21 protein-coding genes and 1 pseudogene are annotated in these 23640 nt (G+C 40.1%); 3 read left to right on the top strand and 19 right to left on the bottom strand.

The features are described 5' to 3' along the window. Positions 1 to 33 precede the first annotated feature (33 nt). The 13 genes and pseudogenes from mltG to nrdR all read right to left on the bottom strand — a co-directional run bounded on the left by mltG (position 34) and on the right by nrdR (position 13541). On the bottom strand, positions 34 to 1677 hold the full coding sequence (mltG, locus tag PCY09_RS06495; RefSeq protein ID WP_185760611.1) for an endolytic transglycosylase MltG: 1644 nt from the start codon (positions 1675 to 1677) through the stop codon (positions 34 to 36). A gap of 63 nt (positions 1678 to 1740) precedes the next feature. Further along, positions 1741 to 2241, bottom strand: a complete 501-nt coding sequence (locus PCY09_RS06490; protein ID WP_125396907.1) for a GNAT family N-acetyltransferase — start codon at positions 2239 to 2241, stop codon at positions 1741 to 1743. Between the two features lie 3 nt (positions 2242 to 2244). Next, positions 2245 to 2754 (bottom strand): GNAT family N-acetyltransferase, encoded by a 510-nt coding sequence (locus PCY09_RS06485; RefSeq protein ID WP_125396906.1) that lies wholly within the window; start codon positions 2752 to 2754, stop codon positions 2245 to 2247. Positions 2755 to 2766: 12 nt separating this feature from the next. Further along, entirely contained in the window at positions 2767 to 4098 is a 1332-nt protein-coding gene (gene murC, locus PCY09_RS06480; protein WP_125396905.1) for a UDP-N-acetylmuramate--L-alanine ligase, read from the bottom strand. A gap of 156 nt (positions 4099 to 4254) precedes the next feature. Further along, a complete protein-coding gene (locus PCY09_RS06475; RefSeq protein ID WP_125396904.1) occupies positions 4255 to 4905 on the bottom strand; it encodes a cystathionine gamma-synthase in 651 nt (216 codons plus the stop codon). 51 nt (positions 4906 to 4956) lie between these two features. Beyond that, on the bottom strand, positions 4957 to 8046 hold the full coding sequence (locus PCY09_RS06470) for a DEAD/DEAH box helicase (RefSeq protein WP_125396903.1): 3090 nt from the start codon (positions 8044 to 8046) through the stop codon (positions 4957 to 4959). 326 nt (positions 8047 to 8372) lie between these two features. After that, positions 8373 to 8558 (bottom strand): annotated as a pseudogene (gene engA, locus PCY09_RS06465) (ribosome-associated GTPase EngA); the annotation flags it as partial. A gap of 2 nt (positions 8559 to 8560) precedes the next feature. Beyond that, complete coding sequence (locus PCY09_RS06460; RefSeq protein ID WP_125396902.1) at positions 8561 to 8899, bottom strand: hypothetical protein; 339 nt, start codon at positions 8897 to 8899, stop codon at positions 8561 to 8563. 47 nt (positions 8900 to 8946) lie between these two features. After that, complete coding sequence (gene der / locus PCY09_RS06455; protein WP_105026264.1) at positions 8947 to 10257, bottom strand: ribosome biogenesis GTPase Der; 1311 nt, start codon at positions 10255 to 10257, stop codon at positions 8947 to 8949. Between the two features lie 42 nt (positions 10258 to 10299). Then, positions 10300 to 11016, bottom strand: a complete 717-nt coding sequence (locus tag PCY09_RS06450; protein ID WP_125396901.1) for an NADPH-dependent oxidoreductase — start codon at positions 11014 to 11016, stop codon at positions 10300 to 10302. Then, complete coding sequence (gene dnaI / locus PCY09_RS06445) at positions 11013 to 11912, bottom strand: primosomal protein DnaI (RefSeq protein ID WP_125396900.1); 900 nt, start codon at positions 11910 to 11912, stop codon at positions 11013 to 11015. Before dnaI ends, PCY09_RS06450 begins: the two co-directional genes overlap by 4 nt. Continuing rightward, positions 11913 to 13067, bottom strand: a complete 1155-nt coding sequence (locus PCY09_RS06440; protein WP_105026261.1) for a DnaD domain protein — start codon at positions 13065 to 13067, stop codon at positions 11913 to 11915. Then, entirely contained in the window at positions 13068 to 13541 is a 474-nt protein-coding gene (gene nrdR, locus PCY09_RS06435) for a transcriptional regulator NrdR (RefSeq protein ID WP_012000014.1), read from the bottom strand. Positions 13542 to 13719: 178 nt separating this feature from the next. Between nrdR and PCY09_RS06430 the strand changes: the two genes are divergently transcribed. Together PCY09_RS06430 and PCY09_RS06425 are read left to right on the top strand one after the other, a co-directional pair. Further along, positions 13720 to 14136 (top strand): hypothetical protein, encoded by a 417-nt coding sequence (locus tag PCY09_RS06430; protein WP_012000013.1) that lies wholly within the window; start codon positions 13720 to 13722, stop codon positions 14134 to 14136. Between the two features lie 149 nt (positions 14137 to 14285). Further along, on the top strand, positions 14286 to 14702 hold the full coding sequence (locus PCY09_RS06425) for a hypothetical protein (RefSeq protein ID WP_046165112.1): 417 nt from the start codon (positions 14286 to 14288) through the stop codon (positions 14700 to 14702). Between the two features lie 142 nt (positions 14703 to 14844). Here PCY09_RS06425 and PCY09_RS06420 read toward each other — a convergent pair whose 3' ends face one another. The 6 genes from PCY09_RS06420 to PCY09_RS06395 all read right to left on the bottom strand — a co-directional run bounded on the left by PCY09_RS06420 (position 14845) and on the right by PCY09_RS06395 (position 22606). Next, on the bottom strand, positions 14845 to 15660 hold the full coding sequence (locus PCY09_RS06420; RefSeq protein ID WP_125369375.1) for an endonuclease/exonuclease/phosphatase family protein: 816 nt from the start codon (positions 15658 to 15660) through the stop codon (positions 14845 to 14847). Between the two features lie 17 nt (positions 15661 to 15677). Next, positions 15678 to 17870 carry a PTS transporter subunit IIBC gene (locus tag PCY09_RS06415; protein WP_046165110.1) on the bottom strand — a complete coding sequence of 731 codons (2193 nt, stop codon included), beginning with the start codon at positions 17868 to 17870 and terminating at the stop codon, positions 15678 to 15680. Between the two features lie 359 nt (positions 17871 to 18229). Beyond that, positions 18230 to 18919, bottom strand: coding sequence for a response regulator transcription factor (locus PCY09_RS06410; RefSeq protein ID WP_012000010.1), 690 nt, complete (start codon positions 18917 to 18919; stop codon positions 18230 to 18232). Between the two features lie 12 nt (positions 18920 to 18931). Continuing rightward, positions 18932 to 20356: an NADP-dependent phosphogluconate dehydrogenase gene (gene gndA, locus PCY09_RS06405; protein ID WP_061601492.1), complete on the bottom strand. Its 1425-nt coding sequence runs from the start codon at positions 20354 to 20356 to the stop codon at positions 18932 to 18934. 135 nt (positions 20357 to 20491) lie between these two features. Then, positions 20492 to 21973, bottom strand: coding sequence for a flotillin family protein (locus tag PCY09_RS06400; RefSeq protein WP_061601493.1), 1482 nt, complete (start codon positions 21971 to 21973; stop codon positions 20492 to 20494). Positions 21974 to 22075: 102 nt separating this feature from the next. Further along, positions 22076 to 22606: a DUF177 domain-containing protein gene (locus PCY09_RS06395; RefSeq protein ID WP_045505786.1), complete on the bottom strand. Its 531-nt coding sequence runs from the start codon at positions 22604 to 22606 to the stop codon at positions 22076 to 22078. Between the two features lie 97 nt (positions 22607 to 22703). On the opposite strand from PCY09_RS06395, the gene PCY09_RS06390 reads away from it, so the two are divergent. Continuing rightward, positions 22704 to 23573, top strand: coding sequence for an Rgg/GadR/MutR family transcriptional regulator (locus tag PCY09_RS06390; protein WP_061601494.1), 870 nt, complete (start codon positions 22704 to 22706; stop codon positions 23571 to 23573). Positions 23574 to 23640: the final 67 nt, after the last annotated feature.

Below are 23640 nucleotides of genomic sequence, written 5' to 3'. Positions count from 1 at the left end.
ATAAGCCTTAGAGTTCTGTCCCACTCCCAATTTTTAATTTGAACTGCTTGATTGTGTTAATTTGCTATTGACATGCTCTTCAACATTTTTTGCATGCTCTTCATAAGTTGTCGCGAAGTAGACTGTTCCAGTCTCAGTATTGGCAACAAAGTAAAGGTAATCTGTCTTGTTTGGATTAACAGTTGCTTCAATCGCTGAAAGACTTGGACTATCTACAGGTCCTGGCATCAAACCTGGATTTTTATAAACATTAAATGCTGAATCAATATTAGTATTGATCGCCGCATCTTCTGCTAAGGTCGTTTTTTTGCCAAGTTTGCCTTCCGCATAAAGAATCGCAATATTACTTTGAAGTGGCATACCTTGGTTCAAACGGTTATAGAAGACACTTGCAATATTCTTACGGTCTTCATCCGTTGAGCCTTCTTTTTCAACTAAGGAAGCCAAGGTCAGAACATCATTCACTGTTAGATTTTTACTTTCTAACACTTCGTAATAGGTGCTCAACTTGCTATCCATAGTTGCCAGCATTTGATCAATCAGAGTTTCTGCTGTTGTGTCACTCGTGTAATTATAGGTTGCTGGGAAGAGATAGCCTTCCAAACGGTATTTGACCCCACTATCCTTGGCCGGAAGACCGCTCAGTAATTTAGGATATTTGGCTACCATTTTGCTAATAAAGCTTTCATCCTGTACTTTGGATAGAAAATCCTTCGCACTAATGGATACTTTTTTATTACCACTTTTCTCAACCGCTTCAGCTATTTGATTCAAAGTATATCCTTCTGGGACAACTACCTTGCCAAGAGTTGGTGGCTGAGGAGTATCAGTCCCACCTTTTTGCAAAGCTTTCGCAATGGTGTCTAAGTCCATACTCTTTTGAAGATTATAGTAGCCAGATTGGAAGTTAGCATAGCTCTTAAACTTACTGTAGTAATTGAAGACTTGACCGCTCTTAATCAGTCCTTTCTTCTCCAAAATCGAACCAATTTCCTTAGCACTTGATCCGGCAGGAATCTCAAGAGTTATATATTCAGTATCATTAGCATTAACTGGCTTTAAAGCGGAATCAATATAGCTGTACACAAAGGCACCTGTCACTGCCAAAGTAACCAACAAGAGGGCAATAATCGTCCATACAATTTTTTTAGCTACATTGTTTTGACGTTTTTTCTTATTAGCTTGTCTTTCTTTTGCAGAACGAGACAAGGTTTCCTTAGATGTCAGATCATCTCTTCTATATGTCGCAGTCTTCGCCAATGGCTCTTCTTTTGACACGTTTGGTTCCTTTGATTGGTTTTTATAGGAAACCTTTACTGGAACTTTAACGGATTCAGGCTCATCCAAATAACTTTCTGATTTTTGCAAAGCCGTTGTCTCAGATTGACTTTCACTTGCTGAATCAGCTGATAAAGAATCTTTTCCTAGAACCTCAGCTAGTGAAGAATCTCCCTTCTGCAGTAGTTCAGATAGAGAAGGATCCTCTTTGGTTCTTTCTTCCGCCAATGCTTTATCTACTTGTTCAGATAGAGAAGGACCTTCTTCCTGGGAAGATACTTCATTTTTTTGAGAGTTAGCAAACTCTTTTAAAATCTGCTCTTTAAAGCTCAATTTTTTTTCGTTATCTTGTGAATTTTCAGTCAAAAATTTGACCTCCTTCTTCATAATCCTTAACATTATATCTTAAAACTTTGATAAATGCAATAAGATTAGGCTTTCTTTCATAATATATTAAACTAATTAGTCCTTAGAAGAAACTTCCCAGACCATATCATACCAAACCTCATCTGCATAAGTTGACTTAGACAGTCCATGATTCCTAAAGCCATGCCTTTCATAATAGGCCGTTAAATAATCATGACAGGTCAGATTGATGCCATCACGTCCATTTGAAATGGCGATTTCTTTCATTGCTTCCAGAAGCCTACGACCAACCCCCATACTCTGAGCTTCTTTAGAAACCGAGAGACTGGTTATTGAGATATAGCCCCCAGCTTGATGGCTGAAATCTTCAATCTCCATTGTAAAGGAGATATCCAAGAGGTAGCGTTCAGGTCTCACTGGACCTTCAAGAAAGCCTAAAATCTGATTACCTTTCTCAGCAACAAGAAATGTTTCAGGTAAGAGTTCGATGTGCCTAGCCAACAATTCCTGACTCATAGCCTCTTCAGGACTAAAATTTTCACATTCAATCTTGTAAATGGCAGGTAAATCCGTTAAGTCAGCAGTCCTTATCTTCATGATTTACTCCTTAAAATAGGGATTCTCCCAAATCATCTCAATGTGTGGTTCATCTCCATAAGTAGTCTCAAAAATTCCTGAGTCAGAAAAACCATTCATGACAAAATAGGAAAGCAAATGATCCTTACAAGCCAGATAGATTCCTTGGTTTTGAAGATCAACTACTACTTCCTTCATAGCCGCAAGCAAGAGAGTACCAACTCCCTGACCCTTGAAATCTGGATTAATCGAAAGTCTCTGAAGAAATATGAAGTTAGATTTGTCTAAATTTCTCATTCCCTTGACTAGGCAATCTGCTGACTGGTGATGTGAAGAAACCGCTGACCCAATGATGTAGCCAGCGATTTCTCCATTCAAATCAGCGATTAAAAAAGTATTTGGAATCTTTTCAATTTGTTCTTTTAGTTTCTCAGGGCTAGTAGCTTCTTCTCCCAAGAAATTGGCTTGCTCAATCCGAACTATTTCCTCCAAATCAAGCAAGTTGGCCTGTCGAATTCGCATTGGTGATTCCATGACGACTCCTTCTTATTGAACATTGCTAGTCAAATTAGACAAGAGACGTTCAAATGAATATTCATAGGTCTGGATATCTCCAGCTCCCATAAAGACATAGACAGCATTGTCATGGTCTAAAAGTGGAGATACATTATCCACACTTACAACCTGAACACGTTTAACAATTTTTTCAGCCAGGTCTTCGACTTTAACATCTCCATGATCCACCTCACGAGCTGAGCCGTAGATTTGAGCTAAATAAACGGCATCCGCTTGATTCAAAGCCTCAGCAAATTCATCTAAAAGGGCAATAGTTCGAGTGAAGGTGTGCGGTTGGAAGATCGCTACGATTTCCTTGCTTGGATATTTCTGACGAGCTGCATCTAAAGTCGCAATAATTTCAGTTGGGTGATGAGCAAAATCATCAATAATGACAGTGCCATTAACAACCTTTTCAGTGAAGCGACGTTTTACACCAGCAAATGTTTTCAGGTGTTCTCTGACCAAGTTCAAGTCAAAACCTGATACATACAAGAGTCCAATAACAGCTGTCGCGTTCATAATATTATGACGTCCGAAAGTCGGGATGTGGAATTCACCTAACTCTTGACCACGGTAAGAAACTTTAAAAGTAGAACCTGTTGTTGAACGTAGCAAATCATGGGCAACAAAATCGTTTCCCTTTTCAAAGCCATAATAATAAATCGGTGCTTCTGACGTGATACGACGTAATTGCTCGTCCTCTCCATAAATGAAAAGCCCCTTAGTAATTTGCTTTGCATAATCATTAAAAGCGTTAAAGACATCTTCTAGACTAGTAAAGTAGTCAGGATGGTCAAAGTCAATATTCGTAATAATAGAGTATTCTGGATGATAAGGCATGAAGTGGCGCTCGTACTCATCAGACTCAAAAACAAAGTACTTAGCACCTGCTGAACCGCGACCTGTTCCATCTCCGATCAAATAACTCGTGTCGGTAATGTTGGATAAGACATGAGAGAGAATTCCTGTTGTAGAAGTCTTTCCATGGGCTCCGGCCACTCCAAAACTGACAAAATCACGCATAAAGCTACCCAAAAATTCGTGGTAACGTTTATAGCTAATTCCGTGTTCATTTGCATAGGCAATCTCTACATTATTATCTGGACGAAAGGCATTGCCAGCAATGATTTCATAATCAGCCTGAATGTTCTTTGGATCAAAAGGCAGAATTTTTATCCCTGCCTGCTCAAGTCCTCTTTGAGTGAAATAGTATTTGTCCACATCACTCCCCTGAACCTTGTGGCCCATTTGGTGCAACATCAAAGCCAAGGCACTCATACCTGAGCCCTTAATTCCGATAAAATGATAGATTTTTGTCATGAGTATGATTCTTTCCTTTCCTGTTGAGGGAGTCCTCCCCCAAACTCCGAATAATTCAAATGCCTCTTAAAAGCAAAACGAAGAAACTAGAAAGCAGACGCTCTAGTTAAAAATTTAGCTAATAATCTTCTAGATAGATATTAAGGTCTATTGCTACTAAGCTTGATCAAAGCGTGTCAAATTCAATTCAGCCGCAACTTTATTTTCTTTTTTATCGCGCAACTCTTTTTTATTGTAGACTTGGCTAGTCTTCAAAAAATCATAGTTGTTTTTCTTTTCAGTCTTTGGCGTTTCGACTTGGACAACTGGCTCTACAGATAAATCAGCTACAATATAGTCTTCTTGCTTCAAGTGCTGACCATATTTTGCAAATTCACCTGGGTTTTCTTTTTGGAAAAAGGCAGTTGGCTGAGTTTTTGTCGCCGTATACTTCCGCGCGGAAAAGCCGATTCTGCTACGGTGTTTTTTTGAAACGGCATCACTGGTCAAGTAGGAAGCAGAGCGTTTCTTTTTCAAATCAGCTCTAGCCTCTTCTCTTGCCATCTCGGCATAACTTTTTTCTTGAACTTTAGGCGAGATGGATTGATTCACCTTGTCGGCAATTACTTGTTTTCGTTTTTCTGACTGTGAAGATGGAATAGGCTGAGCTACTGTTTTACTCGACGAAGAAGAATCAGCAAAAGTCTTCTCCTGATAGTCACCTTTGATATTACTAATAAAGTCAAATTCATCATAGAGATCCATATGAGGAACTTCTGAAAAAATTGCTTCGTTGTCAGAGATTAGAGGAAACTTGGTCTTTGTCATGCTTTTTTCCTTTCAACACTTCATTATAAACTATTCTGGTCGATTTGAAAACTATTCTATTGAAATTCCTAGGATTTCTCGGATATCTGCTAGCGTCAGACTTGAGCGTGATTCCGTTCCATCCAAAATAGTAGAAATTAAATTTTTCTTACTTTCCTGCAACTCTTGAATTTTTTCTTCTATAGTTCCACGAGTAATCAGGCGATAAACTTCCACATTTCTCTCCTGCCCCATTCGATGCGCTCGCCCAATCGCTTGGGCTTCAACAGCTGGATTCCACCAAAGGTCAACCAGAATAACGGTATCAGCACCTGTCAGATTGAGACCTACACCACCAGCTTTTAAGGAAATTAGAAATGCATCCTTTTGACCATCATTAAAAGCGGTTGTCATTTCTTGACGATCCTTAGCCGGAGTAGAACCGGTTATTTTATATGATTCCATTCCAAGACTTTGAAGTTCCTGCTCAATCAGATCTAACATACCTCTAAATTGAGAAAAAATCAATACCCGATGATTGCTGGAGTGAATTTGTTCTAAAAGCTCTCTCAAACTATCTAGTTTTCCGCTATCCCCCTGATACTCATCTAAAAAGAGAGCAGGAGTGTCGCAGATTTGACGCAGGCGCATGAGACCAGATAGGATCTCTATCTTATCTCGGTTCAGTTCTTCATCCGTTGCAGAACGCACGCGTTCCTGCATTTGCTGCAGTTGTGCCAGGTAAATCGCCTTTTGACTATCCTGTAAGTCGTTTCGATAAACAACTTCTGTCAGATCAGGCAACTCTTGAAGAACATCTTCTTTCTTCCGACGCATGATAAAGGGTTGAACATAACGCGCTACCAGATCTGCTGGCATTTTTAAAAATTCCTTTTTAGCAGGTAATAAACCAGGGAGAACAATTTGAAAAATAGACCACAATTCGCCCATATGGTTCTCAATTGGCGTCCCAGATAAGGCAAAAGTATTTTTCACCTCAAAATTTCGTAAATGCTGAGCAATCTTCGTTCGATCATTCTTCATGACCTGTGCTTCGTCTAAAATCAGATAATCAAAGCTCAGACGGCCATATTCTTCTACATCCTGACGAAAAGATGCATAACTGGTAATCATCACCTGATGTTTTCCATCTATTATATTATCTCGAAGAGGCTTGGGCCCATAGACAACTGCTATATCCAAATGTGGAGCAAACTTACCAAATTCATCCTGCCAGTTGTAAACCAGGCTTGACGGTGCCAAGATCAAAGCATTTTTAGACTCTCTTAATACTGCCGTCAAAAAGGCAATAGTTTGCAAGGTTTTCCCAAGCCCCATGTCATCTGCTAGTATCCCTCCAAAGCCATAATGATTAAGCATGCTGAGCCATTTTACTCCCAGCTCTTGATAATCTCTCAATTCGGCTTCAACCTGTAAGGATGGTAGTTGAAATTCTTCTGGGTGCCTCAGATCATAAGCTAACTGTCGAAATCCTTCTGAGAAAGAAACATTTTCTTGATCTTCTAGGATATCTGTCAGCTGAAGGGCAGCCAAACGGTTAGTCCTTATCTGACCCCCCTTTAACTTTTTGGCCCTTAATTTTTGCAAGGTTTGACTTACTTTTTTAGTCTCTTCATCAAAAACCAATACCTTGCCTGATTGACTGACAAAATAATCACGAGATTCAAATAGAGCAGATAAGGCATCGTCCACTTCCGCTGGGGCAATATTGGCAAAATCAAAACCAATTTCCAACAGGCTTCCTTTTGTTTCAATAGCGATCTTCGGTTTTTCTACCTGATAAAGAGCTAATAAACTAGGGCTAATCCCTACTCTTCCTAAGAAGCGGAATTTTTCCATGGTATGAGTAAAAAAAGTGTAGACATCCTGAGGCAATAAAGCAGGTCTACGACTTTCAAAAGCTGCTTCAAATCCTGCTTGTAGTAAAGTTTGAAACACCTTTTGTTCCATTCTAAAATCGCTGGCAAAAGGAAGGTTATCTAGTTCTTCTTGACTAGCTACAGTTAGAGATTCGTAGACAAAGACAAGCTTAGCTTCAATCTCACCTGAAGCCAGCAGATCAAAAGAAAAATGAGGCTGAAACTCATGAATCATGAGTTCTTTAGGTGCTGATAAACTACCCATTTTCTTGAATTCTAACAGACTAGTAGCCAGTTTACCTTGATCAGAACTATCAAATTGCAGACGTTTTTTCCTGTCTGAATCTATAGGCAAATCTCTCAGGGCGGCCAGTATACGTTGCTGCTGATGATTTAGTTGAAAGAAGGTATCTCCATAAAATAGGAATTCACCATTGTATAAAAGTTTATAGTACTGCTCAGAAATCACAAGCTCTAAGTAATCAGCAGACTCCTCTAGTTCAAAGGAGAAAATGCCCGCATCTTCATGCAAATCTTGGAAAAAGACCTGCTGGAAATCAAAGACACTATACGCCAAATGGAAACTGTTTAACTCCATCAATCGTGTCACTCCCTCTTCGAGCAAAGAAGCAGGAAAGGCTATATGTCGGCCAGCATTTTGAAAAATCAAAGAATCATCCTTAGTCGTCAAGAATCCCCGTAAGAACATTAATAGGTCTTGACTAGGTCTGTCAAATTCCTCAAAACGAAGGGGTTCAAAGTAGCTTTTACCAATCTGGTAAGGAGCTTCTTTTTGGATAGTTTGTAATAAAGCGCGAATATCCCTTACCACATAAGATTTCTCATCCGGTAAACGACTGAGACGCAAAGTCCACAAAAATTCTCCTGTATATGCATCTTCTTGGCCAACTGCTGATAATTTGTACTTAGGATTTTCTTGATCCAGCGGTAAAATCTTATCTAAAAAGAGACTCCCAAATGAAACCTTTCCTTGTGTCTCTTGCTGACTCGTTTCCTCCAACTCCAACTTAGCCAATACTTCCTTGCCTTCTGCATCATTTTTTAGGAAATACTCTAGTCCAGCTAAATGGGCGCAATATTGTTTTTTCTGGAAAAATTCACAGGAACAGAATACAGCATCATCAGCCAAACTGTATCTCAAATTATAGTCTGAAACTCGACTATAGATAATCCGATTTTTGACTTCACTAATGCTGATTTGACCTTTTTCATAAAAGCCTATTCCCTCAGTTCGAATTTTCCCTGGAATTAATTTCGCCATACTTACCACCTTATGTTTATCTCTTCATTATACCATAGTTTTCAGGCAAAGAAAAAAGTAAGCCTTTTTGCTTACTTCTTTTGTTCTAAACAATTTAATAATCAAACCGATTCTTGATTCTTATTTTTGCTTTTTTGATGGCCAAAGCCTTGATAAATAGTTGCGAGATCCAGTGACTCTATTCAAAACATCATTCCTCGACAACCTTCATAGCTTGGCCAGTAAAATAATTTCTTTGAAACTCAGACACCCCAAAAAATGTAAGGGTCAAAATTAATGTTCTACCAAAAAAGCCATGAACCATAAAACTAGAGGAGCTCTGCCCCCTATTTTCTCTTCCTTGCAATCAAGTGAATCGGGGTTCCTTCAAAGACAAAAGCCTTGCGGATTTGATTTTCCAAGAAACGTAGGTAAGAGAAGTGCATGAGCTCTTCTTCATTGACCAAAATGACAAAGGTCGGAGGTTTTGTCGCTACTTGGGTCGCATAGAAAATCTTGAGACGCTTGCCCTTGCTTAATCCGCTGTACTTTGGGACGAATTTTTCACTAAGAAGAAACCTATTATACCATACAGCGATACCACTAGAATAATCTTAAACAAAGACCATAACATAAACAAAAATAGAATAGATTTCTCATGAAAACTATAATAACTTTCACTAAAATAGTATCCTAGCTCTTGTACTTCAATTCCACCGAAAAAAAGTTGCCCAAGCAGAAGAAAGAAGGCCAGTAAATAAATAGTTGCAAGCGTCCAAAAAACTATATTATTCTCTAGATATCTCCTTAATACCCAAACTAAAAGCAGGATTACAGACAAAAAAATTATTGTAAAAAATTCAAAATATGACATTTTCTGTCTCCTCACAGTGAAAATAGGAATCGCTAGAATTCCAACCCCTACTTCCGCTTCCTTGCAATCAAATGAATCGGGGTTCCTTCAAAGACAAAGGCCTTGCGGATTTGATTTTCCAGGAAACGTAGGTAAGAGAAGTGCATGAGCTCCTCTTCATTGACAAAGATGACAAAGGTCGGTGGTTTGGTCGCTACTTGGGTCGCATAGAAAATCTTGAGACGTTTGCCCTTGTCAGTTGGTGTCGGATTAATCGCGATAGCATCCATGATGACATCATTGAGCACCGCTGACGGAATACGGGTATTCTGACTCTGACTGATTTGCTTAATCATGTCCGGCAGCTTATGGAGACGCTGCTTGGTCAGAGCAGAGACAAAGATAATCGGCGCATAAGACAGATACTGGAACTGGTCACGAATATTCTCTTCCCAGTCTTTCATGGTATGATTGTCTTTTTCCAGTGTGTCCCACTTATTGACAACGATGATTATTCCTTTTCCTGCTTCATGGGCGAAGCCAGCGATTCTCTTGTCGTACTCACGAATTCCTTCTTCAGCATTGAGTACCATCAGAACAACATCCGACCGGTCAATCGCCCGCATAGCCCGCATGACAGAGTATTTCTCTGTGTTTTCATAGACCTTACCTGACTTGCGCATACCAGCCGTATCGATCATGGTAAACTCCTGACCTTCACTGTCCGTAAAGACTGTATCAATAGCGTCACGCGTAGTACCGGCAACAGGACTGGCAATAACACGCTCCTCGCCCAAGATGGCATTGATCAAGCTAGACTTTCCGACATTAGGACGACCAATCAGACTAAACTTAATCATATCAGGATTTTCTGCCACTTCTTCATTTGGCAGATTTTCAACGATAGCATCGAGAACATCCCCTGTACCAATCCCGTGGACTGAAGAAACCGGGAATGGATCGCCCAAGCCCAGCGCATAGAAATCAAAAATCTCATTACGCATTTCGGGGTTGTCCACCTTGTTGACTGCTAAAACAATCGGCTTATGGGTCTTGTAGAGCATGCGAGCCACATACTCGTCCGCATCCGTAATACCTTCCTTGCCAGATACGACAAAAACGATGACATCTGCTTCGTCCATGGCGATCTCAGCCTGGTGTTTGATTTGCTCCATAAAAGGCGCGTCAACATCGTCTATTCCGCCCGTGTCAATAATACTAAACTTACGATTAAGCCAGTCTGCTGTCGCATAAATTCGGTCGCGGGTCACCCCTTCGACATCTTCCACAATGGAAATCCGTTCACCGGCAATCCGATTGAAGAGCGTTGACTTGCCGACATTGGGACGGCCGACAATGGCAATAGTTGGTAAGGCCATGTTTTTCCTCTTTCATTCTTTAGGACAGAGCCAGACTCCGTCCTATTTTTCTAATTTCTTTTCTTTGAATAGTTGATCAATAGCCTGATTTGGCTCCTGACCAAATTGAGCAGCTAGGCGCTGACTCCAAGTTTCCTTAGCTCGCTCGCCGGCATATTCAGTCTGAACGCGGTCATAGGCTTGAATAATGGAATCATCCTGTTCACGATATTCTTCCTCAAAGACCACTGCTTCATAAGGCAAACGTGGCTTAACTGCATGGTTCTGGTTGGGAGTCCCCAGAGCAATCCCAAAAACCGGGTAAGTGTAGTCTGGTAATTTAAAAAGCTCCGCTATTTGACTGGCAGCATAACGAACCAGTCCAATGATTACTCCGCCATAACCCAAACTTTCAGCTGCTAAGAGAGTATTTTGCCCCGCCAAAGCGGCATCTACTGAGCTAATCAGGAGATTCTCTGTCCCTTCAGGGTAAAATTCCTCCGTATGCAAGCAAACACCCTTTTGAGCTCGATTAAGGTCGCCAACAAAAAGCAGGAAGGCCGAAGACTGCCGAATGGCTTCTTGGGGCACCAAGTCAAAGAGGGCTTCTTTTTTCTCTTTGCTCCGCACCACAATGATAGAATAAGACTGGAAATTTTTCCAGCTGGACGCTGCCCGCCCCGCATCAATGATGGCACGTAATTCCTGATCCGAAATCTGCTCCTCCGTAAAGCGGCGGACAGACGTATGAGCTTTCATCAAGTTAATTGTTTCATTCATCGGCGGTTCTCTCCTTCTAGGCGCACCTCCTGAGCCAGAAACTTAATCCTCTCCATAACCCGCTTGGCCTGCCAAGTCTCATCGCCATTCTTAGAGCTGGCAAAGTGACGCTCCAAATCCGCAAAACTAAAGTTAGAAGTAAAGAAAGTTGGCAGATTTTCCTGCATGCGGTGCTGTAGAATGACCTGCAAGATCTCATCACGCATCCAGGGGCTAGACTGTTCTGCACCGATATCGTCCAAAATCAGAACTTGAGCTGTCTTGACCTGGTCAATCTTCTCCTTTACCAAGCCGGAACTGATTGCATTCTTAACATCCAAAACAAAACTTGGATAGTGGAGCAAAGTCGTTGAAACACCGCGTTTTTCTGACAAATCATGCGCCAGAGCAGCCATCATGTAGCTTTTCCCGACTCCAAAATCTCCGTAAAGATAAACAGCCTTCTGATAATGAGGAAACTCAGCAACAAAGTTGGTCAACAGTTCAAAAGCTTTATAGCGACCAACATCATCGAGATCTACCTGTGCCAGACTAGCTTCCTTGAGGCTACTTGGCAGATTGATCAGGTTAAGCCTACTTTTAATCGCTTCATTCTTTTGCTGCTCGACTAGCTCAGCTGTTTCCTCATAAGAAACATCCGCATAGCCTGCATTTTTTATCAAAATCGGTTTGTAGCCTTTAGCAATATAGGCTTCATCTCCCAGTAGAAATCGATTTCGTTCACTGATGTACTGATTGAACTTCGAGATGCTACGGGAAATTTCAGATTGACTAAGTTTCTCCTGTTGGATAAAATCCGCTACGTCAGGATCTTCTACGATTTGACGGACTAACTCCTCATAGTTGAATTGGCGGGCAGGATTTTTATGTGAAAGGGTCTCTCCAATCTTTTCCATTTAGTCACCTCCTTGTTCTAATTTAGCAAGCAAGCGGCGTTTTTGCTCCTCAAGCTCGGCCTGCTTCTCTGCACTCGTTTCATTTTTATAATCCGGCTGGCTCCAGTCAGGAACATTGCTTTTAGCAACTGGCTGGCTAGATTTAGCTGGTCTGCTCTGGATTTGCTGATTGCGCTCGCGAATTTTCATCACAGCTTCTTCAGCACTAGTCACCTTTTGATAGGCAAAATCATTGGCGACTTTTAGAGCGTACTTCTCATTTAGATTGGCTGAATCAACCTTATTTAAAGTCAGAAGTAAGACAATATTGATGACCTCATCTAAAAGACCTAACTTAGCCAAGTCCAATAAAAGCTGTCTTTCTGATTGGGTAATTGTTGCCTGACGCTTTTTTTTAAGCTCTGCTAAGAAAAGCATTGGCACCTTACTTTTGGCAGCGCGGATTATGATTTGTTCATCCTGAGTAAATTTCTCATCGACACGTTTTTGAGCCAATTTTTGCTTCATACGCTTGACAGAAATAACATGTGAAATCGCGGTTTCTCTAGCCAAGACATAGGTTTCATACCAGGTCCAATTTTGTTGCTCAGCAATAGCAAACAAATCTAGTAAATCTTCTTTTTCATCAGCAAAACGTAAATTTTCCTGAGCCATTCTTCGCTTAAAGTTAGTCAGATCAAAGTCTGCTTGCTTCTTCTTAATCACTCCGACTTCATCTTCCACATCAAAGACTGTCGATAATTTCCTGGCCAAAGGTTGTCCCTGAGGATGACTTCCCATTAAAGCTTCAACTGCCGTTTCCCCTATTTTCTTTTCTAAAAGTCGTTTGTAAACGTTATGCTGGAAAAATTCATCCGCCGAAAGCAAACTAAAAAGTTTGATCTGATAAGTTGACTCTCCTTGATAGAGTTCTAGCAAGTTCATGGCACTTAAGCGTTCAAAGCTCGTCTTTAAGACTTCCATTCCCATATTCAGATGATTCAAAATATGACCAAATGTATAGGCCTGATGACCGTTGTCCCAAAAAGCCAGACAGTACAGATAGAGACTGACTGCTTCTCGACCAATAATCGGCAGATAAAGACGGATCAGATTGTTTGTATCTTGACTAACCAGATTGTTTTTCAAATAAGAAAACTGATCGTTTGGCCTCATCTATTCTTCTCTCTTCTTTTTTACACCCTTAGTAATTTGCTGGAGCAGACTTTCTAATTCACCAACATCTTTAAAACTACGATAAACACTGGCGAAGCGAACATAGGTAATCTCATCCAATTCTGCTAGTTCATCCATAACAAGATTCCCGATAAAGTCACTGCTAATTTCATTATCACTGCTACTTCGTACTTTCTGTTCAATACGATTGACCAAAGCTTCTATCTCATCGCTTGAAACCGGACGCTTCTGAGCTGAGCGAATAATGCCATTAAAAATCTTGTCTCTTGAAAATTGCTCACGTGTCCCGTCCTTTTTGACGACGACCAGGGTTCTTTCTTCTACCCGTTCATAAGTTGTAAATCGATGCTGGCAATCTTCGCATTCACGACGGCGACGAATAGTATTTCCATCCTCAGCTTGACGGCTATCAATAACACTGGATTTGCTCCCGCCACATTTTGGACAACGCATACGATTTCCTCCTCAAATCTTAATACTCTATTTTACCATAATTTTGCCCATAACAAAAGTAAGGCAAATCTAAATTAGTACGCAGAAGAGTTAAAAGTATTTCCCCTACATTTCATACTTAAAAAAAGAATTCACTTATGTTATAATGCTAGAAAATTCTCTTGGTATAGGAAAAACAATGAAAAAAAGAAAAATGCTCATCCTTGCAATCGCATCAGCTCTTATCATTGGAGGAACAATTGTGGCAGTCAAAAATAAAGATTTATTCGGTGGAATCGCTCAACAAAAATATCAAAGCACCAAAGAAAAGCAATTGGCTTATCTAAAGGAGCATGAAGAAGAGATTAAAGAGTTTGTAAAATCTCAAAATCCAAAGATAGAATCGGTTCAAATTGATTGGGAACAAACACAATGGGATCAGATAGGAAATGGAACGCCCCAAGGTGGAGGTGATATTGTTCAAGTTTATGGAGGCTTTAATAATATAGCAAAGTCAAGCTGGAGTGTTATTATTAGAATTGAAGATGGAAAAATTCTAATTAATTCTATTGGAATTGGTAGTCCTTTACGTATTGGGGGTAAGCTTTTTGAGTAATAGCAATTTAAAAACATTTGATAATTTTTATGCGGATTTGGCTTATCTCCTCGTTTCATAGTGAACAAGAATACTTTGTGAAAGTATTTTTTTTATACTTTTATGCTAAAATAATAGTAAGAACCTATCGCTCGCTAGGAGGAATTACAATGAAAAAAAGAAAAACACTCATCCTTGCAATCGCATCAACTCTTATCATAGGAGGAACAATTGTGGCAGTCAAAAATAAAGATTTATTCGGTGGAATTGATCATCAGAAATATCAAAGCACCAAAGAAAAGCAATTGGCTTATTTGAAGAAGCATAAAAAAGAAATAGAAGATTTTGTAAAATCTTTAAATCCTAAAGTGGAATCTGTTCAGATCAATTGGAATGAAACCAAGTGGGAAGAAATTGGAAATGGTACACCGCAAGGAGGAGGTGAAGTTGTAATCGTTGGAGGTAGCTTCAATAACATAGAAGGATCGACATGGCAAGTCATGTTTGAAATTAAAGATGGACAAATTGTTTTTGATACCATGATGCAAGGAAGCCCATTGCGAGTAGGAGGTAGAATTTTTGACTAATAGTAATTTAAAAACCTTTGATAATTTCTCCCAAAATGATATTCTCTTATATAAAAAAGTTCCAAGTTGAACTGAAACTCGAAAGTTAGACTTTTAAGCTAACCTCGCTAGTACAGTTCATTTAACTTGGAACTATTTTTTTCTAAAATTTTGCTTCTACTTCTAAACCGAAATGGTCACTGACAACAGGGGTTTCCTTTCCGTCAAAGACCACGGAAGAGCTTTCAATTTGGATGCCTTGACTTGTAAAGATATAATCAATCTTCAGAGCGTCTTGGTTGCCATCCCAGCCAGCAATTTCGCCTTCAACTGTTGCCCTACCACTAATCTTTTGAGCAACCTTATGACTATCCTGCAATTTGAGTGGGCTCTTTAAAATATGCTGATATCCTTCGTAATCGACAGGATTATTAAAGTCACCCATGAGGACCAGAGGAGTTTTGACCTTGAGAAGCTCTTCTTCAAGCTTTGACCACTCCCCTTGGAAGCCCTTGTCCCACCAAGATAGATGGCAAGAGGTGATGGTCATCAATTTACCCTCTACCTCAGTCTCCACTAACAAGACCTTGCGAGTGTGGTAATCCCTAGGATCATTCTCTTCAGAGACCAAAATTTCTTTAGGAGCTATCGGTTTTCTGGACAAGATTGCCACACCTTCATTGTAAATGTCAAAACCGATATGATTATAAGCCCAAGACCAATGATAGTCCAGTCCTGCTTTTGCCAATTTTTTTACTAGACAAAGGGCAAAGTGATCCTGATGAATCGAAATCGCTCCTTCAACAGCCTGATAGAAAGGAGCCTGAACAACCTGTTCAGACTCCATTAATTGATTGACTTCCTGCAGGCAAATGACATCATATTTTTCTTGAAGAATACGTTCTGCAAGCTGATTTAGCTTGGTTTCTTGCTCTTCTTCCATCCAACTATGAGTATTTAATGTCAGGAATTTCGCCATGATTTCTCTTTTCTATTTTACAATTCAACCTTAGCAACAACTGTCTTAGCAGATGCTTGACCAAGTTTTTCTACAGTCACAGACTTGATAGCTGCCGCATTTGTGAAGACCACAACTGTTGAAGTTTCACGACCAGCTGCCTTGATAGCTTCCAAATCAGCTGTCACAAGTAAATCACCTGCAGCAACCTTTTGGCCTTCTGAAACATGAACTTCAAATGGTTGACCTTCTAAGCTGACAGTGTCTAAGCCGATGTGAACCAACACTTCTAAACCATTATCTGTCAAAAGACCTAAAGCATGTTTCGTAGGGAATACGCTTGTTACAGTACCAGAAACAGGTGAGTAAATCTTACCATTTTCTGGCTCAACAGCAAATCCATCTCCCATCATCTTTTGTGAGAATACTGGATCTTTAACATCATCAATTGCGATGACTTGACCATCTGCAACAGTTTCTACTTCTTCTGTTACACCTTTGTAGGCAACTTCAGTAGCTGCTGATTCTGCTTTTTGGCTAGGAAGAGTTTCAGGAATCACTTCACCAGAATCCAGCAAGTCTTGGATATCAGATTTAAGAACGTCAGCTTTTGGTCCATAGATAGCCTGAACACCTTGACCTTTCATAACCAAGCCCATAGCGCCTTCAGCTTTCCATTGCTCTTCAGTTCCAACTTTTTCAGCATCCTTGACAGTCACACGCAGACGAGTCATACATGCATCTACGTCAACGATATTAGCACGACCACCCAGCAGATTGATAACATTGACTGCTTGAGATGCTGCTGCAACCTTGCCACTGCCAGCTTCTGCTGAAGATGATTCATCTGATCCATCTGCAGTTTCATAGTTACCATTACGTCCTGGAGTTGCGTAGTTGAATTTCTTAATCATGAAGTTTGCGATGAAGTACATGATAACTCCAAAGAGGATTGTTACCCAGATAAAGTTAATGATATCCATTCCCAAACCAGCATTGATTGCCAATGGTGTACGAGTTAAGAATTCGATAGAACCGAATGAGTGTACACGAAGGTTAACGATGTCTGCCATTGCAAAAGCAGCACCTTGAACAAGTGAGTAGATCAAGTAAAGCGGAGTCGCAACAAACATGAACATGTACTCGATTGGCTCAGTAACCCCAGTCAAGAAGGTTGCCAATGCAGTCGCAATCATCATACCTTTATATTTGTGCTTCTTGTCAGCATCTACATTGCGGTAGATAGCTGCAGCTACCCCAATCAAAATACCAAATGAACCAATCATTTGTCCAACTTTAAAGCGTGCTGGATGGTATGCTTCAAGTAATTGATTATAGCTTGCCATATTTGAACCTTTAAGGTTAACAAGGTCAGTTACCCAAGCAAGCCAAAGTGGGTCTTGTCCGAATACTTGTGTACCTTTTGCAGCACCAGTTAACACTTCATATGTTCCACCAAGAGCAGTATAGTTCATTGGGATTGTCAACATATGGTGCAATCCAAATGGAAGCAAGAGACGTTCCAAAGTACCATACAAGAACGGTGCAAAAACTGGTGCAGTATCTTGTGAATTAGCGATCCAAATACCAAAGTTATTGATTCCAGTTTGAATAACTGGCCATACAAATGAAAGTGCAATCGCAACAATCGCAGAACGCAAAATTACAACAAATGGAACAAAGCGTTTACCGTTAAAGAATGAAAGTGCGTCTGGCAATTTACGGAAGTTATAGTATTTGTTGTAAGCAGTTGCTCCAACAAAACCAGCAATAATTCCGACAAATACACCCATGTTTAGGGCAGGCGATTCTAGAACGCTGATAAAGTAATCAGAAACCTTAATTGTTCCACCTAAAAGAGTGTGAACAGTTGCATCTGGTTTTTTTAGCAGGTCACTAGTAACACCAAACATCACACCAGTGATACGGTTAATCAGGATAAAAGATAAACCTGCAGCAAAGGCACCACCGGCACGCTCTTTAGCCCAGCTTCCCCCAATTGCAAGAGCAAATAGAACGTGGAGGTTCCCAATAACACCCCAACCGATTTGCTCTAAAACACCACCTGTCGTTACCAACACACCAAAATTAGGATTAATCATTGGAAGCGACTTACCAATACTAATCATTAGACCAGCTGCGGGCATAACCGCAACGACCACCATTAAAGCTTTACCGAATTTCTGCCAAAATTCAAAGCTAAAAATGTTCTTGAATGAATTTTTCATCATCCAGACCTCCTTCTTTTTTACAAACTTCTATATGAAATCGTTTGCATTGCACACTACTATTTTATCACTTTTTTTAATTTTGTAAAGGGTTTTCATAAAAAAATTTTAAATTTTATTATTTCCTCTTTTATTATCACTTTTTTTACCCTAATTTTCATCTACTCGCAAAAAAAGCTGATTTACCAGGCTGCGCGAGGTCTATAGTCAACATAATAATATAGATTATGACTTCTTTTTTGTCTTTCAACAAGTAAACCCAGTCTATAAATTTTAAGCAAACGATTGCGTGAATTAGTCTAATTTCTACTAAAAATCATATTAAAAAACTCCAATTCTCAAAGAATTAGAGTTTTTATAGATTAACCCTGCATGGAATAACCAATTCCACGAACGGTTTTAATATAACTTTCTTGTCCTGGAAGATCGATTTTACTACGGAGGTAACGAATATATACATCCACTATATTAGTCTCAGATGCACTTTCATACTTCCACACTCGATCTAACAGTTGCTCACGGCTCATCACCTTATTACTGCTCATTAGAGTCACTAGTAAATCATACTCTCGTCTCGTCAAAGCAATAATTTCTTCCCCTCGATAAACCGTATGATTTTTCAAATCAACCCGCAGATTTCGATAAGCAGTAGGAACTTTTAACTGGCTACATTTCTGATCAATAAAATCTCGTCCACGAAAAATAGCAGATATTTTATCAACCAGATCACTAATAATAAAGGGTTTTACCATATAAGAAACTGCAAACTGCTGAATCTCTTCAGCCGAATCCGCAATCTCCTCTCGGCTCACCATTACAATGATTACTGCAGCTGGTTTTAATAAACTTAATTGTTGAGCAAAGGCAAAGGCTGTTCCATCAGCAAACTGATTATTTAGTAAAAGTAAATCATAATCGTTTTCCTTTGCTAGAGCTAGTCCCTCTTGCCCTGTTTCCGCTAGGTCTACTTGATAACTTTCCTTTTGTAATTCCAGCATGATAAATCGTGCTAGATTCTTTTCATTTTCAACTAATAAAATCCGCTTCGCCATCGACCTGTCGTCCTATTTTTCGTCGTACCAAGAATAGTGGAAGGTACCTTCTTTGTCTTTACGTTGATATGTGTGTGCTCCAAAGTAGTCACGTTGTGCTTGGATCAAGTTAGCAGGTAGATCTGCTGAACGATAGCTATCAAAGTAAGTAATGGCTGCTGAGAAAGTTGGCACTGGAACACCTGCTTGAACAGCAAGAGCTACGATATCACGCACAGATTGTTGATATTTAGCCGTTACATCAAGGAAGTATTCATCCAAAAGCAAGTTAGCTAAGTCAGCATCACGGTTGTAAGCATCTGTAATCTTTTGCAAGAAACGAGAACGGATGATACAGCCATCACGCCAGATTGAAGCAATATCCGCAAATGGTAGGTTCCAATTGTTTTCACGTGAAGCTACGCGCAATTGAGCAAAACCTTGTGCATATGAGATGATTTTTGAGAAATAAAGAGCTTGACGGATCTTTTCGATCAACTCAGCTTTATCTCCTTCAAATTTGAAAGCAGCTGGTTTTGGAAGTACTTTGCTGGCGTGTACACGTTCTTCTTTGTAAGCTGAAATATAGCGGGCAAACACAGACTCAGTAATGAGTGACAATGGCACGCCTAAGTCAAGTGCTGATTGGCTAGTCCATTTACCAGTTCCCTTGTTACCTGCAGCATCAAGGATATAGTCTACGATTGGTCCTTCTTGGCCTTCATCGTCTTTACGGCTCAAGATATCAGCTGTGATTTCGATCAAGTAGCTATCAAGCTCGCCCTTGTTCCACTCAGTGAAGATTTCAGCCATGTCTTCTGCAGAAAGTCCGAGCAAATGTTGCATGAGGTCATAGCTTTCTGCGATTAATTGCATATCACCATACTCGATACCGTTGTGGACCATTTTCACATAGTGACCCGCTCCATCAGGACCGATGTAAGTCACACATGGTTTGCCATCTTCTGGTGCTTTAGCAGAGATTTCTTCGAGAACATCTGCTACCAATTCATAAGCTTCTTTTTGTCCACCAGGCATGATAGAAGGACCTTCGAGGGCACCTTTTTCACCACCAGAGACACCTGTACCGATAAAGTTGATGCCTGAGTTTGCTAACTCTTCGTTACGACGGATAGTATCTTTATAGAAAGTGTTTCCTCCGTCAATTAAGATATCGCCTTTATCCAAGTGTGGAAGAAGGGCTTGGATGGTTGCATCTGTACCAGGTCCAGCTTGAACCATCAGCATGATACGACGAGGTTTTTCGATTGAATTTACAAAGCTTTCAACGTCATAGCTTGGCACAAAGTTCTTTTCTGGATGGCAAGCAATTACATCTTCTGTTTTGTTTGCTGAACGATTGTAGATGGCTACTGTATAGCCACGAGATTCAATATTGAGAGCAAGGTTACGACCCATAACGGCCATACCAACAACACCAAAATTTGCTTTAGTCATTTTTTTCTCCTATAGTTAGTTTGTTTTATTTTATCATGTTTAAGCTATAAAATAAAGAATTTATCTTGAAATGTTCGAAGAAGAAAATCCCCTGGGTAAAAATAGGATGAAGGCGAGCCTCATCCTAATCATTTTTTATTTCTTGTCATCAGTCGTAATTTCTTTAGCTTCAATCACTGGCTGTTCATCTTGTTTAAGCTTATTGACAGTCATATTAACACCAAGAGCGCCTGCTAGGAGTTGGCGGATATCGAAGCCTGCACCTTGCGATACTTGGTCAATACTCTGCATGATATCACCAACCATCTTAGAAGCATTGCCTTCACCATACATGGTGATTTTGTCCACTTTAGTAAGCGGCTCTGCTACAGCACGGGCAATTTCTGGCAGTTTGTCTACAATCATCTCAGTAATGGCAGCTTCCTGCATCTTCTTCATAGCTTCTGCTTTTTTATCCAAACCTTGAGCCTCTGCTTCTAGCTTAAGACGAATAGCCTCAGCTTCAGCACGTCCTTTGGCTTCAATGGCTTCAGCTTCTTGCAATTGTGCAAATTTTTCAGCCTCGGCTTGAGCCTTGCGAGCTTCTGCTTCTTTTTGAGTTTCAAAAAGTTCTGCTTCAGCTTGACGTTGACGCTCAATCAATTGTGCTTCCGCTGCTTGTTGACGAGAGTATTTTTCTGCCTCAGCCTGTTTGCGGATGTTAGCATCGAGTTCTTGCTCACGAACCTTAACTTCACGTTCCTTGACTTCAGCTTCTTTCTCTTGCTTCATGATATTAGCTTCAGCAGCCACGCGCTCTTGCTCACGACGTTGAATTTCTGCCTCGATCCCTTTAGCTGCATCAGCCTTAGCTTGCGCAATGTCCGCTTCCTGCTTGAGAGCTGCTTGCTTCAGTTTCAACTCATTTTGCTTTTGAGCAATTTCCAAGTCAGCTGCTACCCGCTTGTCGTTAGCCAATTTGTCTTGCTCAGCTTCTACTTCCTTGCGCTCACGTTCCGCTTTGGCCTTTGCAATTAAGGCATCTTTTTTGATGGTTTCGACATTTTCAATACCGAGGTTATCAATCACGCCACCCTCGTCAGAGAAAGACTGAACGGTAAAGGCGATGACTTCCAAGCCCATTTTTGCCAAATCAGGAGCTACGTTGTCCTGCACCTTTGAGGCAAATTCCTGACGGTCATTGACCATCTTGCGTAATTCCATCTGGCCAATTACTTCCCGAAGATTTCCTTCCAAGACATCTTGAACAGAGTTAGAAATGTCAGTTGTATTCCAATTAAGGAAGTTTTCTGCCGCACGGGCAATCATTTCGTCAGTCGTTCCGATTTTCAGCTTCACAGCTGCATCAGCTCGCACATTAATGAAGTCTAGAGTTGGCACCGCCTCAGATGTACGAACATCTGTTGAGAATTGCTCAATATCCAGATAAGAGCGCTGTTCAACAAAAGGAATCATAAATCCAGCTTTACCTCGTAAATGGCGTTGTTTACGAAGCCCTGTGATGACGACTACTTCGTTAGGGCGAGCATTGACATATCCCTTAGCCAAAAGAACAAGTACAATAACTAAAGTAATTGCACCGAGGATTAGCCAAGTTGGAAAGAAAAATGTATCCATAATAACTCCTTTTTCGACAAGAAAGCTTGTCCAATTTATTTTATTATCTTAGTATACCAAATTATTCTTTAATTCCAATTTTTTTCTAGAAAAATTTATTCCTCATTCATCAAAAAGGCCTTGTAAACCTGCAAATGGACTATTCTCTTCTTTTTTATCCGCTTGGTACTTCTGATAATCTTCCTCTGTCATTACCTGCCAATCTCTTCCTGTTGGCAAGTCTGAACCAGCCTCTTCAGCAGCTGTCAATACTTTTAGAGGAATATTCAAAAGGATATTGTCCGCTACACTCTCTGCAACATTAATCTCACCATTTTCAATGGGAAGCACCAGATCCTGATCAATCATTTCCTGCGAAGCGACTTGTCCATCTTCCATGAAAATTTCATTAACCAGATAAGACTCTTTCCTCTCTACGGGTTCCATACTGCGACTAGAAGCCAAAGTAATAGTATAAGAAAGTTCATAATCTAAGAAATAGAGTCCATCCTCATACTGGGCTCTCCCACTAGCAACAATATCCTGAACGTCTAAAATCTCAGCATTTCGTTCTTTTAATTCTTCAGCCAAGTCTAGCTTCTTTTCAAAAGCCAAACCATCTGGATTCTTGCGAATTTCTTGTATATTTAACATAAGTTCCTCTTTGTTTTTTCTTTTATTATATCATGTTTAGGCGCTCCGATGTTATTAAAAATTATTTTGTTATAATAAATTGTAAGGAGGAAAAGCAATGGCACAACTAGGACAAGTTTTTAGGTTTTTTCGAGAGGCAAGGCACATCTCTTTATCTGAAGCTACTGGTGGAGAATTCTCAAAGTCCATGCTTTCCCGTTTTGAAAATGGGCAGAGCGAGCTATCAGGTCAGAAACTTTTCAGCGCCCTCAGCGCCATTCACACAGAAACAGAAGAATTTACAGTTGCAGCTGGCATCCAGGATCATCATTCTCACAAGGAACTCCAAAGTCAAATTCAAGACCTGCTGCAAACCAATCAGCTTGAATTATTAGAAGAACTTTATCTGGAAAAAGAAAAAATCACTCAAAAAAGCAAGGATGCTAATGATTGGGTTGAACGCCTGATTGTAAAGGCCTATCTCTGCGCCCTCAAGGAGTCCGAAAAGGCCAGCCCAGACGAGCTAGATTTCCTCCATGATTACCTCTTTTCAGTTGATATTTGGGGTCGCTATGAACTGAAGCTTTTTTCTATCTGCACTCCGGTTTTATCTCTAGACTTGTTTTCCCAATACACCAAAGAAATCCTCTCTAGAAATGATTTCACAGCCTTATTTACCAATAATCGCAACACCTTGCATACCACTTTTCTGAATGGTTATCTTCTAGCCATCAGTCAGGAAGATATCACCCATGCAGACTATTTCCAACAAGTCATTGAGCGACACTTTTATGAAGAAAATGAGACTTACTTTCGAATTGTCTATCTCTTTGCTCAGGGAGAATTAGCTTGTTTGAAAGGACAAAAGAAAGAAGGATTCGCTCAAATGAAGCAAGCAGTCGATATTTTCCAAATCTTGAACTGTCAACATAGCGCTGATTACTACCAAGAAGCTCTCGAAGCTGCTTTTCAAAAATATAGCAAATAAAACAAACCTCCACTTTTAAACTCGCCGATTTTGAGTTAGAAAGTGGAGATTTTTTGATATTAGACGA

Source organism: Streptococcus sp. SG2 (genome assembly GCF_030439925.1).
Lineage (GTDB): Bacteria > Bacillota > Bacilli > Lactobacillales > Streptococcaceae > Streptococcus > Streptococcus gordonii.
This window is presented reverse-complemented; position numbering and strand designations above follow the sequence as displayed.

What these genes read in the sequence shown, in the direction of transcription:
- mltG (WP_185760611.1), bottom strand. Translation starts at nt 1,677, where the DNA reads ATGTTAAGGATTATGAAGAAGGAGGTCAAATTTTTGACTGAAAATTCA.
- PCY09_RS06450 (WP_125396901.1), bottom strand. Translation starts at nt 11,016, where the DNA reads ATGAATGAAACAATTAACTTGATGAAAGCTCATACGTCTGTCCGCCGC.
- murC (WP_125396905.1), bottom strand. Translation starts at nt 4,098, where the DNA reads ATGACAAAAATCTATCATTTTATCGGAATTAAGGGCTCAGGTATGAGT.
- PCY09_RS06430 (WP_012000013.1), top strand. Translation starts at nt 13,720, where the DNA reads ATGAAAAAAAGAAAAATGCTCATCCTTGCAATCGCATCAGCTCTTATC.
- PCY09_RS06460 (WP_125396902.1), bottom strand. Translation starts at nt 8,899, where the DNA reads ATGTCATATTTTGAATTTTTTACAATAATTTTTTTGTCTGTAATCCTG.
- dnaI (WP_125396900.1), bottom strand. Translation starts at nt 11,912, where the DNA reads ATGGAAAAGATTGGAGAGACCCTTTCACATAAAAATCCTGCCCGCCAA.
- PCY09_RS06395 (WP_045505786.1), bottom strand. Translation starts at nt 22,606, where the DNA reads ATGTTAAATATACAAGAAATTCGCAAGAATCCAGATGGTTTGGCTTTT.
- PCY09_RS06390 (WP_061601494.1), top strand. Translation starts at nt 22,704, where the DNA reads ATGGCACAACTAGGACAAGTTTTTAGGTTTTTTCGAGAGGCAAGGCAC.
- PCY09_RS06415 (WP_046165110.1), bottom strand. Translation starts at nt 17,870, where the DNA reads ATGATGAAAAATTCATTCAAGAACATTTTTAGCTTTGAATTTTGGCAG.
- PCY09_RS06475 (WP_125396904.1), bottom strand. Translation starts at nt 4,905, where the DNA reads ATGACAAAGACCAAGTTTCCTCTAATCTCTGACAACGAAGCAATTTTT.
- gndA (WP_061601492.1), bottom strand. Translation starts at nt 20,356, where the DNA reads ATGACTAAAGCAAATTTTGGTGTTGTTGGTATGGCCGTTATGGGTCGT.
- PCY09_RS06420 (WP_125369375.1), bottom strand. Translation starts at nt 15,660, where the DNA reads ATGGCGAAATTCCTGACATTAAATACTCATAGTTGGATGGAAGAAGAG.
- nrdR (WP_012000014.1), bottom strand. Translation starts at nt 13,541, where the DNA reads ATGCGTTGTCCAAAATGTGGCGGGAGCAAATCCAGTGTTATTGATAGC.
- PCY09_RS06410 (WP_012000010.1), bottom strand. Translation starts at nt 18,919, where the DNA reads ATGGCGAAGCGGATTTTATTAGTTGAAAATGAAAAGAATCTAGCACGA.
- PCY09_RS06485 (WP_125396906.1), bottom strand. Translation starts at nt 2,754, where the DNA reads ATGGAATCACCAATGCGAATTCGACAGGCCAACTTGCTTGATTTGGAG.
- PCY09_RS06470 (WP_125396903.1), bottom strand. Translation starts at nt 8,046, where the DNA reads ATGGCGAAATTAATTCCAGGGAAAATTCGAACTGAGGGAATAGGCTTT.
- PCY09_RS06400 (WP_061601493.1), bottom strand. Translation starts at nt 21,973, where the DNA reads ATGGATACATTTTTCTTTCCAACTTGGCTAATCCTCGGTGCAATTACT.
- PCY09_RS06440 (WP_105026261.1), bottom strand. Translation starts at nt 13,067, where the DNA reads ATGAGGCCAAACGATCAGTTTTCTTATTTGAAAAACAATCTGGTTAGT.
- PCY09_RS06425 (WP_046165112.1), top strand. Translation starts at nt 14,286, where the DNA reads ATGAAAAAAAGAAAAACACTCATCCTTGCAATCGCATCAACTCTTATC.
- PCY09_RS06490 (WP_125396907.1), bottom strand. Translation starts at nt 2,241, where the DNA reads ATGAAGATAAGGACTGCTGACTTAACGGATTTACCTGCCATTTACAAG.
- der (WP_105026264.1), bottom strand. Translation starts at nt 10,257, where the DNA reads ATGGCCTTACCAACTATTGCCATTGTCGGCCGTCCCAATGTCGGCAAG.